This is a genomic window from Candidatus Blochmannia americanus (nom. nud.) (assembly GCF_059934915.1).
The window spans coordinates 708,773-726,925 of the sequence record NZ_CP011792.1; the positions used below are offsets into that span (position 1 = coordinate 708,773).

At 28.6% G+C, this 18,153-nt stretch carries 18 protein-coding genes, 4 tRNA genes and 1 pseudogene; 4 read left to right on the forward strand and 19 right to left on the reverse strand.

The genetic code is table 11. The features are described 5' to 3' along the window. Nucleotides 1-160 precede the first annotated feature (160 nt). Complete coding sequence (gene aroB, locus Bamer462_RS02950) at nucleotides 161-1,246, reverse strand: 3-dehydroquinate synthase (protein WP_500837619.1); 1,086 nt, start codon at nucleotides 1,244-1,246, stop codon at nucleotides 161-163. A 53-nt stretch (nucleotides 1,247-1,299) separates the two neighbouring features. Continuing rightward, entirely contained in the window at nucleotides 1,300-1,836 is a 537-nt protein-coding gene (gene aroK, locus Bamer462_RS02955) for a shikimate kinase AroK (protein WP_500838007.1), read from the reverse strand. Nucleotides 1,837-3,097: 1,261 nt separating this feature from the next. Between aroK and Bamer462_RS02960 the strand changes: the two genes are divergently transcribed. Further along, nucleotides 3,098-3,688, forward strand: a complete 591-nt coding sequence (locus Bamer462_RS02960; protein ID WP_500837620.1) for an NfuA family Fe-S biogenesis protein — start codon at nucleotides 3,098-3,100, stop codon at nucleotides 3,686-3,688. Between the two features lie 159 nt (nucleotides 3,689-3,847). Here Bamer462_RS02960 and asd read toward each other — a convergent pair whose 3' ends face one another. Continuing rightward, nucleotides 3,848-4,954 carry an aspartate-semialdehyde dehydrogenase gene (gene asd, locus Bamer462_RS02965; RefSeq protein WP_500837621.1) on the reverse strand — a complete coding sequence of 369 codons (1,107 nt, stop codon included), beginning with the start codon at nucleotides 4,952-4,954 and terminating at the stop codon, nucleotides 3,848-3,850. A gap of 243 nt (nucleotides 4,955-5,197) precedes the next feature. Here asd and Bamer462_RS02970 point away from each other — a divergent pair, with 243 nt between their 5' ends. Further along, nucleotides 5,198-5,791, forward strand: coding sequence for a YhgN family NAAT transporter (locus Bamer462_RS02970; RefSeq protein ID WP_500837622.1), 594 nt, complete (start codon nucleotides 5,198-5,200; stop codon nucleotides 5,789-5,791). 504 nt (nucleotides 5,792-6,295) lie between these two features. Here the strand turns inward: Bamer462_RS02970 and yigL are convergent. The 11 genes and pseudogenes from yigL to dapF form a co-directional block, all read right to left on the reverse strand. Then, a complete protein-coding gene (yigL, locus tag Bamer462_RS02975; protein WP_500837623.1) occupies nucleotides 6,296-7,132 on the reverse strand; it encodes a sugar/pyridoxal phosphate phosphatase YigL in 837 nt (278 codons plus the stop codon). Between the two features lie 371 nt (nucleotides 7,133-7,503). Beyond that, nucleotides 7,504-8,448, reverse strand: a complete 945-nt coding sequence (gene corA / locus Bamer462_RS02980) for a magnesium/cobalt transporter CorA (protein WP_500837624.1) — start codon at nucleotides 8,446-8,448, stop codon at nucleotides 7,504-7,506. Between the two features lie 462 nt (nucleotides 8,449-8,910). Beyond that, entirely contained in the window at nucleotides 8,911-9,207 is a 297-nt protein-coding gene (locus tag Bamer462_RS02985) for a 3'-5' exonuclease (RefSeq protein ID WP_500837625.1), read from the reverse strand. Next, nucleotides 9,153-9,389, reverse strand: coding sequence for a hypothetical protein (locus Bamer462_RS02990; protein ID WP_500837626.1), 237 nt, complete (start codon nucleotides 9,387-9,389; stop codon nucleotides 9,153-9,155). Before Bamer462_RS02990 ends, Bamer462_RS02985 begins: the two co-directional genes overlap by 55 nt. 180 nt (nucleotides 9,390-9,569) lie before the next feature. After that, nucleotides 9,570-10,048, reverse strand: a pseudogene (locus Bamer462_RS02995) (3'-5' exonuclease). Nucleotides 10,049-10,060: 12 nt separating this feature from the next. Next, on the reverse strand, nucleotides 10,061-10,108 hold the full coding sequence (locus Bamer462_RS03000) for a hypothetical protein (protein WP_500838008.1): 48 nt from the start codon (nucleotides 10,106-10,108) through the stop codon (nucleotides 10,061-10,063). A gap of 25 nt (nucleotides 10,109-10,133) precedes the next feature. After that, nucleotides 10,134-10,325, reverse strand: a complete 192-nt coding sequence (locus tag Bamer462_RS03005; RefSeq protein WP_500837627.1) for a UvrD-helicase domain-containing protein — start codon at nucleotides 10,323-10,325, stop codon at nucleotides 10,134-10,136. Next, entirely contained in the window at nucleotides 10,304-10,570 is a 267-nt protein-coding gene (locus Bamer462_RS03010) for a hypothetical protein (RefSeq protein WP_500837628.1), read from the reverse strand. The genes Bamer462_RS03005 and Bamer462_RS03010 overlap by 22 nt, the downstream gene beginning before the upstream one ends. Before the next feature lie 49 nt (nucleotides 10,571-10,619). After that, nucleotides 10,620-10,703 (reverse strand): hypothetical protein, encoded by an 84-nt coding sequence (locus Bamer462_RS03015; protein WP_500838009.1) that lies wholly within the window; start codon nucleotides 10,701-10,703, stop codon nucleotides 10,620-10,622. A 237-nt stretch (nucleotides 10,704-10,940) separates the two neighbouring features. After that, complete coding sequence (gene yigB, locus Bamer462_RS03020; protein WP_500837629.1) at nucleotides 10,941-11,657, reverse strand: 5-amino-6-(5-phospho-D-ribitylamino)uracil phosphatase YigB; 717 nt, start codon at nucleotides 11,655-11,657, stop codon at nucleotides 10,941-10,943. Nucleotides 11,658-11,856: 199 nt separating this feature from the next. Beyond that, nucleotides 11,857-12,681 (reverse strand): diaminopimelate epimerase, encoded by an 825-nt coding sequence (gene dapF, locus Bamer462_RS03025; RefSeq protein ID WP_500837630.1) that lies wholly within the window; start codon nucleotides 12,679-12,681, stop codon nucleotides 11,857-11,859. 1,112 nt (nucleotides 12,682-13,793) lie between these two features. Between dapF and hemC the strand changes: the two genes are divergently transcribed. Both hemC and hemD read left to right on the forward strand, forming a co-directional pair. After that, nucleotides 13,794-14,699, forward strand: coding sequence for a hydroxymethylbilane synthase (hemC, locus tag Bamer462_RS03030; RefSeq protein WP_500837631.1), 906 nt, complete (start codon nucleotides 13,794-13,796; stop codon nucleotides 14,697-14,699). 58 nt (nucleotides 14,700-14,757) lie between these two features. Continuing rightward, the gene (hemD, locus tag Bamer462_RS03035) at nucleotides 14,758-15,507 is read left to right on the forward strand and encodes a uroporphyrinogen-III synthase (RefSeq protein ID WP_500837632.1); all 750 of its coding nucleotides are present in this window, start codon (nucleotides 14,758-14,760) and stop codon (nucleotides 15,505-15,507) included. 140 nt (nucleotides 15,508-15,647) lie between these two features. Here hemD and Bamer462_RS03040 read toward each other — a convergent pair. The 5 genes from Bamer462_RS03040 to rho form a co-directional block, all read right to left on the reverse strand. Then, a tRNA-Pro gene (locus Bamer462_RS03040) sits at nucleotides 15,648-15,721 on the reverse strand. Nucleotides 15,722-15,833: 112 nt separating this feature from the next. Beyond that, a tRNA-Leu gene (locus Bamer462_RS03045) sits at nucleotides 15,834-15,919 on the reverse strand. Between the two features lie 31 nt (nucleotides 15,920-15,950). Beyond that, nucleotides 15,951-16,023, reverse strand: a tRNA-His gene (locus tag Bamer462_RS03050). Between the two features lie 56 nt (nucleotides 16,024-16,079). Further along, nucleotides 16,080-16,153 (reverse strand) — tRNA-Arg (locus tag Bamer462_RS03055). A gap of 595 nt (nucleotides 16,154-16,748) precedes the next feature. Beyond that, nucleotides 16,749-18,008: a transcription termination factor Rho gene (gene rho, locus Bamer462_RS03060; RefSeq protein ID WP_500837633.1), complete on the reverse strand. Its 1,260-nt coding sequence runs from the start codon at nucleotides 18,006-18,008 to the stop codon at nucleotides 16,749-16,751. Nucleotides 18,009-18,153: the final 145 nt, after the last annotated feature.

The window sequence follows — 18,153 nt, forward strand, 5'->3', positions numbered from 1 at the left end:
CTAACATAGTTAAAACAAAAACATATAAATACGAGTATCTATATTTACGATTCAATTGCACTGTACTTTAATAAAAATGTTATTTATTATACATTATATAATGTGCTTATCATATTAAGTATGACTCTTTTTATATTTTCTCATCATTTAGTATAGTTATTTAATTGCTGATATCCTGAATGGATGCAGATACTAACTCACGGTTCACATTAAAAACAGTTTCTACCTGTCCTATAGAAACGGGTAAAACTAAGTTAAGTTCTCCTGATGTAGATTTTTTGTCACGTATCATATACTCCAAGTAATTTTCTGATATCATTCCTTTTGGACCTCTTACAGGCAAACTAGCACGTATTAATAGCTGTTGTATGCGTTTCACATCGCTAAAATTTAACTGATTTAAACGCAACGCAGTATTTGCTGCCATCATAATACCTGCAGCTATGGCTTCACCATGAGACCATTGTGAATAATTTAAATAAGATTCGATAGCATGACCATAAGTATGCCCAAGATTTAGTGAACTTCTAATTCCATGATCGCGCTCATCCACTGCAATTATGGATGCTTTTAATTCACAACAACGACGAATACAATACATTAAAGATGGCAAATGTAAGATTAATAAATCATCTAAATGATATTCCAACCAACTAAAAAAACCAGAATCAAGAGCAACAGCATACTTAATTATTTCAGCTAACCCAGAAGAAAATTCTTTCATAGTTAATGTATGCAAGACATCTAAATTAATAACAACAGCAATAGGTTGATGAAAAGCTCCAATCATATTTTTACCAAGTAAATGATTAATACCAGTTTTACCTCCAATAGACGCATCTACTTGTGCAAGTAATGTTGTTGGTACTTGAATAAAACGTATTCCACGTTGATATGTTGCAGCTGCGAACCCAGTTATATCTCCAACGACACCGCCTCCAAGAGCAATGAGTATCGTTCTACGATCATAATTTTGTTTTAACAATTTAGTAAATATTATATTTAATGTAGTTAAAGATTTATTTTGTTCACCATCCGGTAAAACTAGTGTATCAATGATAACACCTGATCTAGTTAACAAACCACACAATACATTTAAATAAATCGGTGCCACTCGATCATTAGTGATCAATACCACTTTATCCCCAATATTTAACGGCCAAAAAGATGAAAAATTATCAAATAATTTGTCCGAAATAATAACTGGATAACTTCTTTTTTGTAATTTTATGATTATTTTTTCCATAATAAAATCATGAAAACTTGCATATTAAAATGATTTAATTTAAAGTTATGGCACTATATTCTATTCTTGTTGCGAAGAATAATAATTTTATTCACAACAATTCTGATATTTTGTTCATCAGTAGATATTCTTATATCTGCGATTTCTTCATACAACGGATTACGTTCTTTAGCTAACATTTCTAATAGTTCTTGAACATTTCCCGATACCGATGATGATCTTAGCAATGGACGTCTTTTATCATGCTGCGTTCGAATTAATTGTTTTGCAATAGTTGTTTCTAAATATACCACTAATCCACGATTAGAAAGATTGTTTCGAGTTATATGAGATTTAACAGAACCACCTCCTGTAGCTAATACAACTCTTTTCTTTTTTGTTAATTCATCAATAATTTTTTCTTCACGATCCCGGAACCTTGCTTCTCCTTCTACATCAAAAACCCAGCTAATATTTGCACCAGTTCGAGTCTCAATTTCTTGATCAGAATCAAAAAATTCCATATTTAATTGATGCGCTAATTGACGCCCAATAGTACTTTTTCCTGCTCCCATAGGGCCAATTAAAAAAATATTATGTTTTTTTAACATATTATTATTATATGAAAATGATTTCTTCATTATATATGCTTCATCATTTTATATGAAGATCCAACTATCTATAAATGTATAACTACGAAATATAAGGTATTATATCATTGATATATAACCACGTACTGTATTGTAATACAAATCTTCATTCGGATACAACTCAGAAACTTATTTATTCTGATAATGTAAAGAAATATTAATAATAAATAAATAAATACAATTAAACACGAATACAGACATTTGATTAAATTCCATAGAGATAGATAAAATATTACTAATTTTTTTTATAAAAATAATTTTTATCTATATTAGTAATACATAATATTCATTATTTTAAATCATAAAACATTATGCTTTTATAAAAAATAAATAATTGCGTAGAAAAGATTGTATATGCAGATTTTCCACATTTTTATAATTAATATTTACCATAAAATAATATACTGAAAACTATAATAAATATATATTCATAACGTATTCACATATTCGTTATTATAGTTATAGATCTATTTTATAAATATTAAAATTAAAACATTTCTTATTATTAGCACTATTAATGTTTCTGATAACAAAAGAAAGACGTCATTAAATTTAATCAGAAACAATTAAAAATTAAAATATTAAGTTCATTTAAACTATTGTGAATTTATACCTAATAATATCTACAACATTTTCCTGGAATGAGTTGTATTTATTAGAAAATGAATGACTGAAATTTTTAACAACTACACTGTGATGTTTACATCACAAAAATTATTTTTTATAATAAAAACGCAAGCGTCACAGCTTTTTCATTGCGTATTTGATTACTAATTAATATTTCCACTATTATCAGTATTTGAGTTGTAATAGATACACTAATTATCATACAATAAAAGATATGATTTTGGTTCTGTTTATATTATACATTTCCAAATAGTTTAAATATTTGCCGCTAATCTTTTAAAAATGTAATACATATATTCTATATGCACATATAGAATATGTTTAAAAATGCAAGATATATACAATGCTTATATATAAGTTTATTATATGTTTATTTACTACTTTATGTATATGTAGTTAACATTTCTTAACTACATTACATGCAATATGCTAATTATTTTTAATATACTATCATGCTATTATAAAAGATATAAAAATATCATACATATACTGAAAACATATAAACATATATAATTTTCTCTAGATAATTTATGAAACACATGCTACAATAAAAATGAGAGATTGTTACGTTGTTAAATGATTTGGTGAACATCATATGATTTATATAACCTCTGTTGCGCAAAAATATTTTGCTAGGCTTCTAGCGGATAAAAAACCAGGCACTCAAATACGAGTGTTTGTAATTAAACCAGGTACGATTAATGCAGAGTGTGGTGTTTGTTTTTGTCCTCCAGAAGAATTTAAACATAATGATGCCGTCATTGAATTTGAACTAGTTTCTATACGTGTTGATCAGCTATATGTCTCTTTTCTTAAAGACGCGAAAATTGATGTTATGACTGATAAATTAGGTGCTCAACTTACTATTAGAGCTCCTAATTCTAATAAAACATGTAATAACACAGCAAACAATATACATAACGATTCGTTAGAAGAACAAATTAGACGTGTATTACAATGTCAAATTAACCCACAATTAGAAATGCATGGAGGCAGCGTCTCACTCATGCATATTACCGAAGATTTATTAGCAGTCATCAAATTTTACGGAGGATGCAACGGCTGTTCAATGGCGCATAATACTATAAAAGAAGGAATAGAAACTACCTTAAAGAATTTCTTTCCAGAATTGAAAGGAGTATTAGACATTACTCAGCACCAACGTGGAACCCACTCTTTTTATTAATCATTCTTTTATACTACTACTTAGTTAAAAAATTTTAATAAAATAATTGTGAGTTTCATTATATATTATATTGATTTGTAATTTGTTACCCGTCACAATCGCTGTCTCTATTCGTGCCTATATTACGCATTATGAGCAATTTACTTAGAATCAGAAATTTTATAGTAATTTACCTAACATCCTACGCAATGGCTCAGCAGCGCCCCATAGTAACTGATCTCCTACACTAAAAGCTGAAATATATTTGTTCCCCGCATGCAATTTACGTAACCGCCCAATAGGTATCTTGAGTGTTCCAGATACCATAACAGGATTTAATTTATCTAACGATTGCGTGATGTTGTTTGAAACTACTTCTACCCATTTGTTGTGGGATCGTAGTAATTCTTCTATTTCTATCAAGCACATATCTTTCTTAAGTTTTAAAACAAATGATTGGCTATGACAACGTAATGAGCCAACACGTACGCATAAACTGTCCACTGTTATGATTTCGGGGGTATTGAGAATTTTATTAGTTTCCGATTGGCCTTTCCATTCCTCTTGCGTTTGGCCATCGTACATATAATCGCCAATCCAAGGAATAACATTACCTACTAAAGGAACTTTGAAGCAATCTACTAACAAAGCACCAGTTCTACTAAATTTAGAAATTGTATGTTCAATATCTAAAATAGCCATTGCAGGAGACGTTAATAAATCAGATACTGTATTATACACTTGACCCATCTGTATTAATAGCTCACGCATGGCACGCGCTCCACATCCAGAAGCTGCTTGATAAGTAGAAGCAAACACCCATTCGATCAAATTTTGAGCAAATAATCCACCTAAAGACATTAACATTAAACTTACCGTACAATTACCACCTACAAACGTTTTAACACCATTATTTATCCCTTGTTCTATAAATGCTTTATTGACGGGATCTAAAACAATAATCGCATCATCATTCATTCTCAAAAATGATGCGCTGTCAATCCAATATCCTGTCCAACCGGTTTTTTTTAATTTCGGATAAATAAGTTTACTATATGCGCTGCCTTGACATGTAACAACAATATCTAAAGAATTAAGGAGCTCGATATTAAAAGCATCTTGTAACAAAAATTCCTGTGCTCCTTGAACTTTTGGGGCATGTCCTCCTACTTGGGATGTAGAAAGAAACGTTGAGTAAAAATGCTCAAAATCCTGTTCCTCTTGCATACGGTTCATTAATACCGAACCTACCATTCCTCTCCAACCAACAAACCCAATATTTTTCATTATCAATCTCTCAGTAATTATTAAGTATTGTATATCCAAAAAAATATATGTATCTTGGGTATTATGAGATATATAATATTTATTAAAAATATGCTGTATATTGTATAAAAATTATATATATATATAGTCAGCCTACATGTATCATAAGTAATATGATGCTACATATTTATATATGATATTTATAATTTACTTTATAAAAATCGTGATGTATATAAAATACGAATAACTTCTGGGAAAATAATAATGAATGAAATGATATCAGCCACAGTTCTATTATTTTTAATTATGGATCCAATCGGAAATTTACCAATTTTTATGTCAATACTGAAAGATTTAGAACCAAAACGGCGTCAAATTATAATAATTCGAGAAATGATAATTGCTTTATTATTAATGTTAGGATTTTTGTTTATTGGTGAACATATTTTAAAATTTCTTAATTTACACACAGAAACAGTTTCAATTTCTGGAGGTATTGTATTGTTTTTAATTGCTATAAAAATGATATTTCCCGCAGAAGAAGGAAACAATACTGGATTTTCAGATGGAGAAGAACCTTTTTTAGTGCCACTTGCTATTCCTTTAGTTGCAGGGCCTTCAATTCTAGCAACGTTACTATTACTATCTCATCAATATCCTCAAAAAATCAATTTTTTAATATTAGCATTAATTGTAGCTTGGGGATTATCCATGTTAATTTTGATGTTATCTAATATATTTTCTCGTTTATTAGGTAATAAAGGTATCAGCGCGTTAGAAAGATTAATGGGTTTATTATTAGTAATGATTTCTATTCAAATGTTACTGGATGGGATACATAGTTATTTATGCGTATGATATTTTTTTAAATTATCATCTTTTATATCAATAAATTTAGATATTTTGACATTAATTTGTAGTAGATTAGTTTAAATTCACTAACAATAAATATTGTTTAAGAATTAAATAAAAAAATTATAAACTTATTTCACTATTTACATTGAGGATACGAAGTACTACTTTTACTGTAGTAAAAACATATAAAATAATAATGCTTATGTCAGATCGATCTCTATACTTTCATTGATTTCATTTTAAAAATATATTTTATAGCATTCAAATTATAATTAATCAGTTTTTTGTATAATTTTTCATTATAAAAAATATTTTCTTAAAAATTCTATTTATTGATTGATCACAATTATTCTCACTGTTTAACTGCCAAATGTTATTGTCAACTAACACTATACAACTAAAATCCTGCCATAAAACAACATCACATGTAATTTTTGAAAATTTATAAAATCATTCATCGCATGATTTTCTTCGACTTAATTCCCAATATTTCAATCAAAATATTGATCAAAAATAATTATTTGTTAGTAATACATCAGACCTCTTATTAAAATAAATATATTGCAAATAACGAGGAACCGCGTCATCTTTATTGCTACCGATAACTTCTAATAATGGAAGAGTATCTTTTAGTCGCTGCAGTGCATTACTCATTATGCATCCTTTACCTGTCATTGCTAACATTTCTTGATCATTCATTCCATCACCAAACGAAATACAATCTTTAAGTTGGCATCCTAATGATTTGGCTACTTGTTCTAAAGCATGTCCCTTAGACACTCCTCCTGGCATTACTTCAAGACATGTAGGAAGTGAAAAGCTAATATTAATACGATGGTCCCATCGATCATTTAATCTTTTTTCTAAAGACAACAATCGTTGATAATTATTACTAGTGAAATACACTTTGCAGATATTATCCAAAGGTAATGTATCTTTTGTATACATATGATAACTAGAGCTATACCCGTTAGAAAAATAATTTCGATCTGATATCGGTCGATTAATTAACCATTTATTATTGCAAAAAACATTAGTAACAATTTGATCATCATCATGCGCTACACATAACAAATCAGATACAATTTCTGTATCCACATTATAAGAAGCAATTAATTTCCCATTAGCATTATGTATTCTAGCCCCATTAGAAGTAATCATATAGGAATTGATTTTCAAATTATCACGTATTTTCATAACATCTGTGTGATGACGGCCAGTGGCAAAAACAAAATGAATATTATGAGCAATTAATAATTGTAGAATCTTTTTAGTGAAAGGTGTTAATCGGTGATCTGGTGTTAGCAGGGTTCCATCTAGATCAGACGCAACGATGCGAAACATTTATTACCTCGCTTATTGTTCTATTAAAATGTAATAATAATATTGATTATACACCAATAGCTGCATTATGGTATAATAAACTTATTTATAATATAGGCATCATACTAAATTAGTATTTAGTGTGTAATTTTTTTTCAATTACTATAGTAATAGTTTTTATTTATACAATAAATTCTTATTACGCCAATGTTCTTATAGGTGTAAGAACATAACGATAAATAATAACTTTAAAATATTAAATATATTTAACTTTTCACCGTGGTGAAATATTATAAGATATATGTACGTATAATTTAAAGTACTTAAATTTTATTAAATTAATACTTTTTTTAAAATAATTATAATGTATGTAATACATACATTATAATTATTTATAACCAATTTTTATATTTAAAATAAATATAAGGAGCAAGTCCTGCTAAAATCATTAAAACAATAGCACTAGGATAACCAAAGGACCATTGTAATTCTGGCATAAACTCAAAATTCATTCCATAACTAGATGCAATTAAAGTTGGGGGTAAAAAAATAACTGAAAAAATTTTTATGATTCTATTTTGTTCAATATTAATAAATCCCATTGCTGATTGAGTTAAAGAACTCACTTGATGGAATACATATTCGTTATGAGGTAATAATAATGTAATATCGCTCAAAATATCATTAGCATATTGTTGTTGTTTGACAGGTAATTTTACTTTACGTAGTAGAAATTTTATTGCTCGTTCAGTATCTAATAAATTAACACGAATTTTCCAACCCATATTCTCTAATATTGCTAAATCAGAAAGCGCATGATCATAATCATCGATTTGTTGTCCATTCATAATAACAGAACTCAATGTTTCTAAAGTTGAATAAATATTCTCTATCTTATTGGCTAGATCATCAAGTTTTACCTCAAATAAGTTTAATAATAATTCATAGGCATTACCATCAATTAACAAATGGTTATGCAAGTGCTCTTGATACATACAAAATACTGGAAATTCTTCTTGACGTGAAGTATATAAACATCCATCGCGGATAGTAAAAAATACAATGGCATTATCTATTTGTTCTTGATTCTTATATGAAAAGAAAAAAGAACGAATATGCAATCCATTTTTATCTGTAAAAAAACGTGTGGTTTTATTAATATTTTTCAATTCAAAAAATTTTATTTTTCGGTGAAGCAATACGTTTTTTATATAATTACGATCATCATCATTGGACTCTATTATATCAATCCAAAGAATATCATTTTGAAATAATATTTCATCTGTTTCATTGACACGAAATAAATGATTATTTTTTAATTGAAATATGTTAAACATATATCATTACTTCCCCAAAAGATATAAATTAGAACGCATTAGATCACGATAATTAAATTAAATAATAAACAATTATTTTTAAGCTATATAATTTTGAAAATATACTCTACATAATAGAATAGTTATGGCAACCGTCATTAAATAACAAACATCTATAACGATTCAAACAACTTGTAGGTGCTGATCTATTTGACAATAAATATAATTATTATGATAATTAATTAAATACTCAGTAGATATTACTCGCTAAGATATTATAAGTGCGATCTACATACATTAGAACGCGCTCTGATGTGATTAAAATACAAAGGTTGCAATATTTATCAATTCTTTTTTATAATAATATAGATACATCTCATTATATAATAATCCGATGAGATTAAAGTAATAACTTTCTGAAAATTCAATAAAATAGAAATTTAATTTATAAAAATAATGGACATTTATTCCTGATGAACAATGTTAACATACCTCTAAACAATCTGTTGGCAGTTCGCTAACAAATCTAGATGGTGATTGAATTACCATCTCTTTTCCATAAATATGACGAGCTTCTGAATAACTAATTGTTAATTTACGCATAGCGCGTGTGATACCAACATATATTAATCTACGTTCTTCTTCTAATAATTCTGTATTAGTTAAGGTAACGTAATTTGGGCAAATCCCCTCTTCTAAGCCTATAATGAAGACTTGATAAAATTCTAATCCCTTTTCTTTGAAGCATGTAACATCATTAATTGCACTGCATCTAAACACGAATTAGATGAATTCTCTTCAAATTCTAAAGCAATATACGATAAAAACTGTTGTAATGGATGCATATTTATTTTTGATTCTAATAAAATATTGTATTGATTGCTCATTGCGATCAACTCTTCAATATTTTGTATACACTCATAATATTTTGTTGCTAATATATCTTTCTGATACATCTCCATAATCCGACTCGCCTAATAATATAACAAATTTGCTCATGCAAGGGTGATGTAATTAATATTTGTCTTCTTAATAACTCTATCAATGTAATGAATTGTTGTAAAGCAATAGCGGATTTTCCCTTAATAATCTCTTTGTTTAAAACACATAGACTACTTTCCCACAAACTTAAATGATTTAAATTAGCATACTGTGATTAATAACCTCTCAGTGCGTCGGCCAATACCTCGATTAGGTGTGTTAACGATTCGCATATAAGCAGTATCATTATTATGATTTATAATAAATTTTAAATAATAAGCTACAATATTTTTGATTTCTTTGTGCTTAAAAAATCCTGGCCCTCCATATATTTGATATGGTATATTTTTTTTAATAATATTTTTTCTAACAAACGAGATTGAAAATTGTTTCGATATAATACAACACACTCATTCAGCAAACCATGACGTTCCTTCCAACTTATCAAATTATTTGCTACAAACAAAGCTTCATCTGTTGCATCAAAGGCACAATAAAGAGAAATAGCATCTCCCTTATTTTCTAGTGTCCATAAATTTTTCTTGAAACGTGTGTTGTTTTTACAAATAAGAGCGTTAGCAGCTTTTAAAATATTATTAGTTGAACGATAATTCTGATCTAATGTAAATAATTCGTACATGTATAAAATCTTCTAAAAATCGTTGAAAATTTTTACTTGTGCTCCTCTCCAACCATAAATAGATTGGTCGTCATCGCAACGATCATTAAATTATTTTTTCTCCTGATAACAAACGTAACCAGGCATATTGGACTTTATTGGTATCTTGGAATTCATCTACTAAAATATTAGTAAATCGTTGTTGACAATAACGTAAAATATCTGGACAATTTAAACATAGCATATATGCGCGTTTTAATAATTCATTGAAATCTACTAATCCAGAACGATTAAACATATCTTAATAAGACTGATAAATTTGAACCATATCGTTTCTATCGCACTTCTATCGATATCGATATTTATATTCCGAATATTTGAAATTTTATCTTTTTCTATATCGATATAGCGCATAACTTGATATACACCGTACTTAGTTTCGTCCAAGTTAAGTGAACGTATTAATTGTTTTAACAGGTGAATTTGATCATTATTATCTAGGATTTGAAAATTTTTCGGTAAATTTGCATCTACATGATACATGCGTGGCAACCAATTCGAGAATCCATGAAAAGTACTAATCCATACATCATTATTTTTTTTGTACCCCCCCAATCAAAGATTGTACACGTTTACGCATTACTACAGCAACTTTATTCGTAAAAGTAACCGCCATTATTAACTTTGGGGGTATGTTTTTTTACCAATTGTAACACCAGACAATACGATTTACTAATACTCGAGTTTTCCCACTACCAGCCCAGATAATACCAATATATTTTTATCATTAGAGGTTACTGCTTCTTGTTGTTTATCATTTAATTCATCAAAAATATTATACACATTCATAAGATACTACAACATAGTGTAAATGATTATTATATAAATACATTATTAACAATAATCATTAACATTATAACAAATATGTTAATGATGTTAATTTTGAAATTTTTAAATGTGGTGATAATTTTGAATCAATTACATAAAATTGATCTAAATTATATTGATTGGTCCAACAAGATTGCATCCCGGCATTCATTGCTCCTTTCACATCTGTTTTTAAGTCATCTCCTACATGTAAAATATTTTTACAAGACATCCCAAAACACTTTGAAGCTAAATAATACATATCCTTATAAGGCTTAGCACGACCATTTATACCAGCACGCAGTACATCCTGAAAATATTGTTGTAATCCAAAAGAAATAGGATTTGCATTCCCATTAGTAATTGCAATTAATGGCCACTTAGAACTTAATGCTGATAATGTATTATGCGTGCTAATAGGGATATCAATTTTATTCCTCCAATATATAATAATTTCCATGGCACAATCGGCACCTGATTGTGCTTCACTCTTACTCAATCCTGCTTGTAGTAAAGTCATCGTTAAAGATTTCCAACGCCAATAATTTACATCATGGTAAACATCTGGTTCTATAAATCGAAGTATTTGACGTGATTTATAATAATCTCTTCTTTGTATTTTAGATAATGCAGGATGATATTGCTGCAAAAATAATACTGACTTTTCTTCAGCCTGATTCATCACTGGATAATTATTGTATAATGTGTTATCTAAATCTAAAGTTATAGCATGAAAAGGCTGTAATACACGATAAAAATGCATAAATTATACCATTAATATTATATACAATTGAAATATATATATTTTCAATACAATACCTACATTCTTATTCCTCATATAAGAGGAATATATCTAACAATTAAATACTAAGCACAATTTAAATACTAAAAGTTTGTGAAGTTTGAAAATACTATTCTTCAGGATGAAACCTACAAATAACGTAATTCTTAATATTATATATTTATAAATTTATATATCCATCATATACATATGATGCTGATCCAATCATATGCAACGGATTATTTATACCTTTCCAATTTACCGATAAAATACCTCCGGGTAAGCTTGCTTCTACTGATTCAGATAATAATCCCTGTTGAATACCTACAGCGACTGCTGCACAAGCAGCAGTCCCGCAAGCTTGAGTTTCTCCTACACCACGCTCATATACTCGTAATCGAATACTGTTACGGTTAATAATTTGCATAAAACTTACATTGACCCGTTCTGGAAAACCATGATGATTTTCTAATGCTGATCCTAATGATGCAACTGGAGCAGTTTCTACTGTTTCAACTAAAATAACACAATGAGGATTACCCATGGATACTACACCACATAATATTATTTGTGTAGACAAAAATAAAATATAAATTTTTTGATATTCTGATGCATAAAATGGAATAAGTTTTGGATCAAAAATAGGTAAACCCATATTGACAGATATGAGATTATTATTCAATATAGACAATGTTAGATGATGGGTACGCGTACTGACATTAATGTTTTGTTTTTTAGTTAATTTTTTTAAGTAAACAAATTGCGCAAAACAACGAATACCATTCCCGCATTGATTTACTTCTGTTCCATCCGCATTATAAATTCGACAATGAAAATCTATTTGTGGATCATAAGGAGGTTCTACTATTAACATCTGATCAAATCCGATACCATAATATCGATTCGATAAATATCTAATATTTGCAGATGTAAGATGTATATTTTGTGTAATAGCATCTATGATGACAAAGTCATTGCCCAATCCATTCATTTTTGTAAATTTCATACTTTTCTCATATAAAATCAAAAAAATTGATATACGAAGTCGATTTCTAGAAATTGTTTGAATATTTAATTAAAAGCGATTATCATCCATTTTTATATCTATATCAATATCTAAAAACAACGTAATACTGCTGGTGACACTATTTAAAAGTAAAATAAATAATATTTTTTATCATGTATTATTAATACAAATATACGATCACACGAGGCATAACGTGTCTTTTATGGTTTCAAAAATATAAACTCACCGCATATAATACTGTTATCAGGCTAACATATTACAAAAAAATAATACTTTATATATCCCTCTTCTTCTATTACAATACATATTGTATTAAATTTTATATAATAGTTATATGAATCATATAAACATTTTTTATTATTAATTATATTATTATAACATTATATATCTTAACAATCGCTATAACATATATTTGTTAAAAAAGCATCGACTTTCAATAAGAATATAATTCCTATTAAAACAGATATCTTCTAATCTATTGATCAAGACTGATATGATCTAAATAACTAAAATTTTTACCATTTAATTTAATAAATAGTCAAATATTGTTCATGTCAAATACATAGACAAACTAACGTTATAAGCTTTCAATAACATTATCTTTTTTATTTTTAATCGATGATTAAAATATTACATCGAAATAATTAAATTGATTTTTTTTACTTAACAATATTTAATTATGTTATAAAATACTTTTATTCTGAATATATTATAAATATATACATAATATAAAAAATTAACATTACAAATACAACAATAGAAACATTGAAAATTAAAAATACAATAATAATTGTTTTATAATTTATAAATAAACAATATTTCAATATTAAATTACTAATATCAGAATTCTATAATTCTATATAATTAGTTATATATACAACTCACTAATGATTTATAGAAATATTTTAATGATATAAAATACCAGAGATCTAATCAAAAAACACTCTAATCATTTAATTATAAAAAAAACAATTCAAATTGATTAATTAGTAAATATCATCTATTTTAGAAGTTTTGTAGTTTATATATATATATATAAAAAATATTTAAATTAATTCAAGATTAAAATCATATATTTTAGTATAATCACAATGAATAAAACTAACATTTTAAGAATTGCTACACGAAAAAGTCGCCTTGCTATTTATCAAGCTCAGTATGTTTGTGACGAATTAAAACGTTTTCATCCAACTGTACACATGGAATTAATTCCTATCATAACAACAGGAGATAAATTCTTAAATATTATTGCAAAAAATAAAATCAAAAAAGGTGCATTTATTAAAGAGCTAGAGCATGCATTAATAGATTTTCGTGCTGATATCGCTGTTCATTCCATGAAAGATATTACGGTACCTTTACCAAATGAATTAACTCTTCCAATTCTATGTAAACGCGATGATCCACGCGACGCTTTTGTTAGTTTAAAATATCATAACATAGACACACTACCCATTGGTAGTATTATAGGTACATCAAGTTTACGCAGACAATGCCAAATACGAGCACGACGTCCAGATTTAATAATTAATAACTTGCGAGGTAACGTTGATACTAGATTGAAAAAATTACAATACGGACAATATGACGCAATAATTTTAGCTGTAGCTGGATTAAAACGTTTACAATTAAGTAAACATATTCAAGATTATATCGATCCATCTCATCTACTACCAGCTATGGGACAAGGCGCTATAGCTATTGAATGTCGATCGGCAGATATCAACGTTTTGTCATTATTGTCGCCTTTATATCATCAAGAAACTACATTGCGTATTAGAGCAGAACGCGCAGTAACTACTTACTTAGAAAGTTACTGTCATTTACCAATTGCCAGTTATGCTGAAATTACAGGAGATCAAATTTGGCTACGTGCGCTCATTGGATTACCTGATGGCACTAAAATCATTCGTACCGAAGGACGCGCACCTTTAGATCAAGCAGAAAAATTAGGTTTCATTCTTGCTGAAGATTTATTAATTAAATTTAAAAGATAATATACTTTAATGCAATTGATATGATACATATCAATAACATGTAATATACTTAATAACTATGAATATCTTAGTTACTCGTCCTTCTCCATATGGAGAAGCATTGGTAAAAAAACTAATTTCTTTTGGTAAATTTGCATATCATTTACCGTTAATTTATTTTGATATAGGAAAAACATTATCATCGCTAGAACAACAATTAAATATGCTTTCCGAAGGGGATTTGTTATGTATCATATCACAACATGCAATTAAGTACGCACACAACCAGTTAATAACTGTAGGAATATCTTGGCCCACTAAATTAATATATTATTCCATTGGTCGAGCAACCAGTACAAAAATGTACAAATTATCAGGAATATTAGTAAAATATCCTGCAGGTCAAGAAACTAGTGAAAATTTATTACGATTACCTGAACTAATGTATAGTCATGGAAAGCGTGCTCTTATTTTAAGAGGTAACAATGGACGTACTATTTTAGACGACACTCTCCAAAAAAGAGGAGCGTTAGTTTCATCTTGTGAATGCTATAGCAGACAACCATTGCAGTACAATGGAGAAGAACAATCCCATAAGTTATTAGAATTGAATATTAAAACAGTAGTAGTGACTTCTGGAGAAATACTAAATCAGTTATATTATTTAATTCCTGAATTTCATCGAATATCTTGGTTACTACGATGTAGGCTGGTAGTAACAAGCTTGCGTGTAGCTAAATTAGCTACACGTTTAGGTTGGACAAACATCGTCATAGCACAATCTGCAAACAATGATGTACTTACACATATTTTAATTCAGAAATCATAATATATACAAACATATCTAAATCCAAGACCTTTAAATAATTAATTTTTTTTACAAACACACACACATATATATATATATATATATTAAGAAACACGATAAAAAAAATTTAATCATGTGCTCGTATATAAATCATATGAGCATCGGCGAGAGAGGATTCGAACCTCCGACCCACTGGTCCCAAACCAGGAGCGCTACCAAACTGCGCCACTCGCCGATAACTTATTAATTTAATTGTGATCATTGTTTTTCATATAAATATTCTAAGATAAAATATTCAATTCCACCATAATAACTAATCATTTGTATATAACACATAATTACCTGCTTGCGAAGGAAGGGGTTTGAACCCTCACGTCTCAATAAAGACACTAACTCCTGAAGTTAGTGCGTCTGCCAATTCCGCCACCTTCGCTTCATGTTATTTTTACTTTCGTGTTTTTATGGGTGATTGATGGGACTCGAACCCACGACTTCTGGAACCACAATCCAGAGCTCTACCAACTGAGCTACAATCACCATTAATCAATTTCATTTTTTTCATCATAAAAATTTAAAATATTTACACAAATTAACGCGTCCGACAGGATTTGAACCTGAAACCTTTGCCTCCGGAGGGCAGCGCTCTATCCAGTTGAGCTACGGACGCCGTATAGATTCATCGTGCATACCTAATTTAGATTTATGTCAATAAAATATATTAAATATATCGCATTAATAATCTTCATACATGCCAAAAAAAACCGTTCATCAACCGTTAGTGAACAACACAACATGTAATAAGAATAACTATGAAAAAAAAATCAAAAATCATTTTACAATATATCATGTATCTTTCAAAAAAAAAATCATCTAGAATCATAATATATTTACACAAACTAAATAACAGGTAAAATAACAAAGTGTAAAATATTATCAAACTTTAATGATATATATGCAGATATATTATTAAAATAAAAAAAACAATTACTTAATTCTTACCGATACATAATGATATTAAAAATATATAATTTTATGATTTTTTATAGCATTTTAATGCTTAATTCACAAAAAAATAAGTGACTATATAAAAATTATATATCTAACAATAACTTTTTTTTGAAAAGAAACGATCAAAAAATTTATATAAATAATTTCGAACAAATTTTTATAAAAAAATCTGATAAACTGGTCATATTAAAGGTATCAAATAATCTATTATTCAAATATATTTTAAAACAATAAACCATTTTTATGACAAAAAATTAGCAGCGCTTCATCATATCAAAGAATTCATCATTAGTTTTAGTCATAGATAGTTTATTCATCATGAATTCCATTGCATCAATTTCACTCATAGGATGAATAATTTTACGCAAAATCCATATTTTCTGTAGTTCATCTTGAGTAGTTAATAATTCCTCTTTTCTAGTACCAGAACGATTATAATCAATAGCCGGAAAAACACGCTTTTCAGCTATTTTTCTTGATAAATGCAGCTCCATATTACCAGTGCCTTTAAATTCCTCATAAATTACTTCATCCATTTTTGACCCAGTATCTATTAAAGCAGTAGCTATAATAGTTAAACTGCCTCCTTCTTCCATATTACGAGCAGCCCCAAAAAAACGTTTTGGACGATGTAAAGCATTCGCATCAACTCCTCCTGTTAATACTTTTCCAGATGAAGGTACAATAGTATTATAAGCTCTAGCTAATCTAGTGATAGAGTCTAATAAAATAATAACATCTTTCTTATGTTCTACTAATCGTTTAGCTTTCTCAATTACCATTTCAGACACTTGTACATGACGAGACGCTGGCTCATCAAAAGTAGATGCTATCACTTCTCCGTGCACTAAGCGTTGCATCTCAGTAACCTCTTCTGGGCGCTCATCTATCAAAAGTACTATTAAAACACATTCTGGATAATTATGACTAATACTTTGTGCAATATTTTGTAAAAGTATAGTTTTACCAGCCTTAGGAGGTGCCACAATTAAACCACGCTGCCCGCGCCCGATAGGTGATGCTAGATCCAATACTCTGGCAGTCAGGTCTTCTGTAGAACCATTCCCTCTTTCCATACGCAACCGTGAATTGGCATGTAACGGAGTAAGATTTTCAAACAAAATTTTATTACGAGCATTTTCTGGCTTTTCATAATTTACATCACTTACTTTGAGCAATGCAAAATAACGTTCCCCTTCCTTCGGGGGGCGAATTTTTCCAGAAATAGTATCCCCGGTACGTAAATTAAAACGACGAATTTGACTAGGAGATACATAAATATCATCCGGTCCAGCAAGATAAGAGCTATCACTAGACCTAAGGAATCCAAAACCATCTTGCAAAATCTCTAATACGCCATCTCCAAAAATATCTTCTCCAGTTTTAGCATGTTGTTTAAAAATAGCAAAAATAATATCTTGCTTACGCATACGCGCTAAATTTTCTAGACCCATGCCTTCTCCAAGATGCACTAACTCAGAAACCGGTATGTTTTTTAATTTTGTAAGATTCATAATTATGGGTTCTTTAATTGGGGTTATATATACTTTAGTATTATAGGGATACGATGCATATACTAAAATAATGTAATAATTTCCTAAATAACACAATCTCGATTAATTATTCATAATCAACAATACCGATTATCAAAAAACTTCA

What these genes read in the sequence shown, in the direction of transcription:
- aroB (WP_500837619.1), bottom strand. Translation starts at nt 1,246, where the DNA reads ATGGAAAAAATAATCATAAAATTACAAAAAAGAAGTTATCCAGTTATT.
- aroK (WP_500838007.1), bottom strand. Translation starts at nt 1,836, where the DNA reads ATGTTAAAAAAACATAATATTTTTTTAATTGGCCCTATGGGAGCAGGA.
- Bamer462_RS02960 (WP_500837620.1), top strand. Translation starts at nt 3,098, where the DNA reads ATGATTTATATAACCTCTGTTGCGCAAAAATATTTTGCTAGGCTTCTA.
- asd (WP_500837621.1), bottom strand. Translation starts at nt 4,954, where the DNA reads ATGAAAAATATTGGGTTTGTTGGTTGGAGAGGAATGGTAGGTTCGGTA.
- Bamer462_RS02970 (WP_500837622.1), top strand. Translation starts at nt 5,198, where the DNA reads ATGAATGAAATGATATCAGCCACAGTTCTATTATTTTTAATTATGGAT.
- yigL (WP_500837623.1), bottom strand. Translation starts at nt 7,132, where the DNA reads ATGTTTCGCATCGTTGCGTCTGATCTAGATGGAACCCTGCTAACACCA.
- corA (WP_500837624.1), bottom strand. Translation starts at nt 8,448, where the DNA reads ATGTTTAACATATTTCAATTAAAAAATAATCATTTATTTCGTGTCAAT.
- Bamer462_RS02990 (WP_500837626.1), bottom strand. Translation starts at nt 9,389, where the DNA reads ATGGAGATGTATCAGAAAGATATATTAGCAACAAAATATTATGAGTGT.
- Bamer462_RS03005 (WP_500837627.1), bottom strand. Translation starts at nt 10,325, where the DNA reads ATGTTTAATCGTTCTGGATTAGTAGATTTCAATGAATTATTAAAACGC.
- Bamer462_RS03010 (WP_500837628.1), bottom strand. Translation starts at nt 10,570, where the DNA reads ATGTATCATGTAGATGCAAATTTACCGAAAAATTTTCAAATCCTAGAT.
- Bamer462_RS03015 (WP_500838009.1), bottom strand. Translation starts at nt 10,703, where the DNA reads ATGGCGGTTACTTTTACGAATAAAGTTGCTGTAGTAATGCGTAAACGT.
- yigB (WP_500837629.1), bottom strand. Translation starts at nt 11,657, where the DNA reads ATGCATTTTTATCGTGTATTACAGCCTTTTCATGCTATAACTTTAGAT.
- dapF (WP_500837630.1), bottom strand. Translation starts at nt 12,681, where the DNA reads ATGAAATTTACAAAAATGAATGGATTGGGCAATGACTTTGTCATCATA.
- hemC (WP_500837631.1), top strand. Translation starts at nt 13,794, where the DNA reads ATGAATAAAACTAACATTTTAAGAATTGCTACACGAAAAAGTCGCCTT.
- hemD (WP_500837632.1), top strand. Translation starts at nt 14,758, where the DNA reads ATGAATATCTTAGTTACTCGTCCTTCTCCATATGGAGAAGCATTGGTA.
- rho (WP_500837633.1), bottom strand. Translation starts at nt 18,008, where the DNA reads ATGAATCTTACAAAATTAAAAAACATACCGGTTTCTGAGTTAGTGCAT.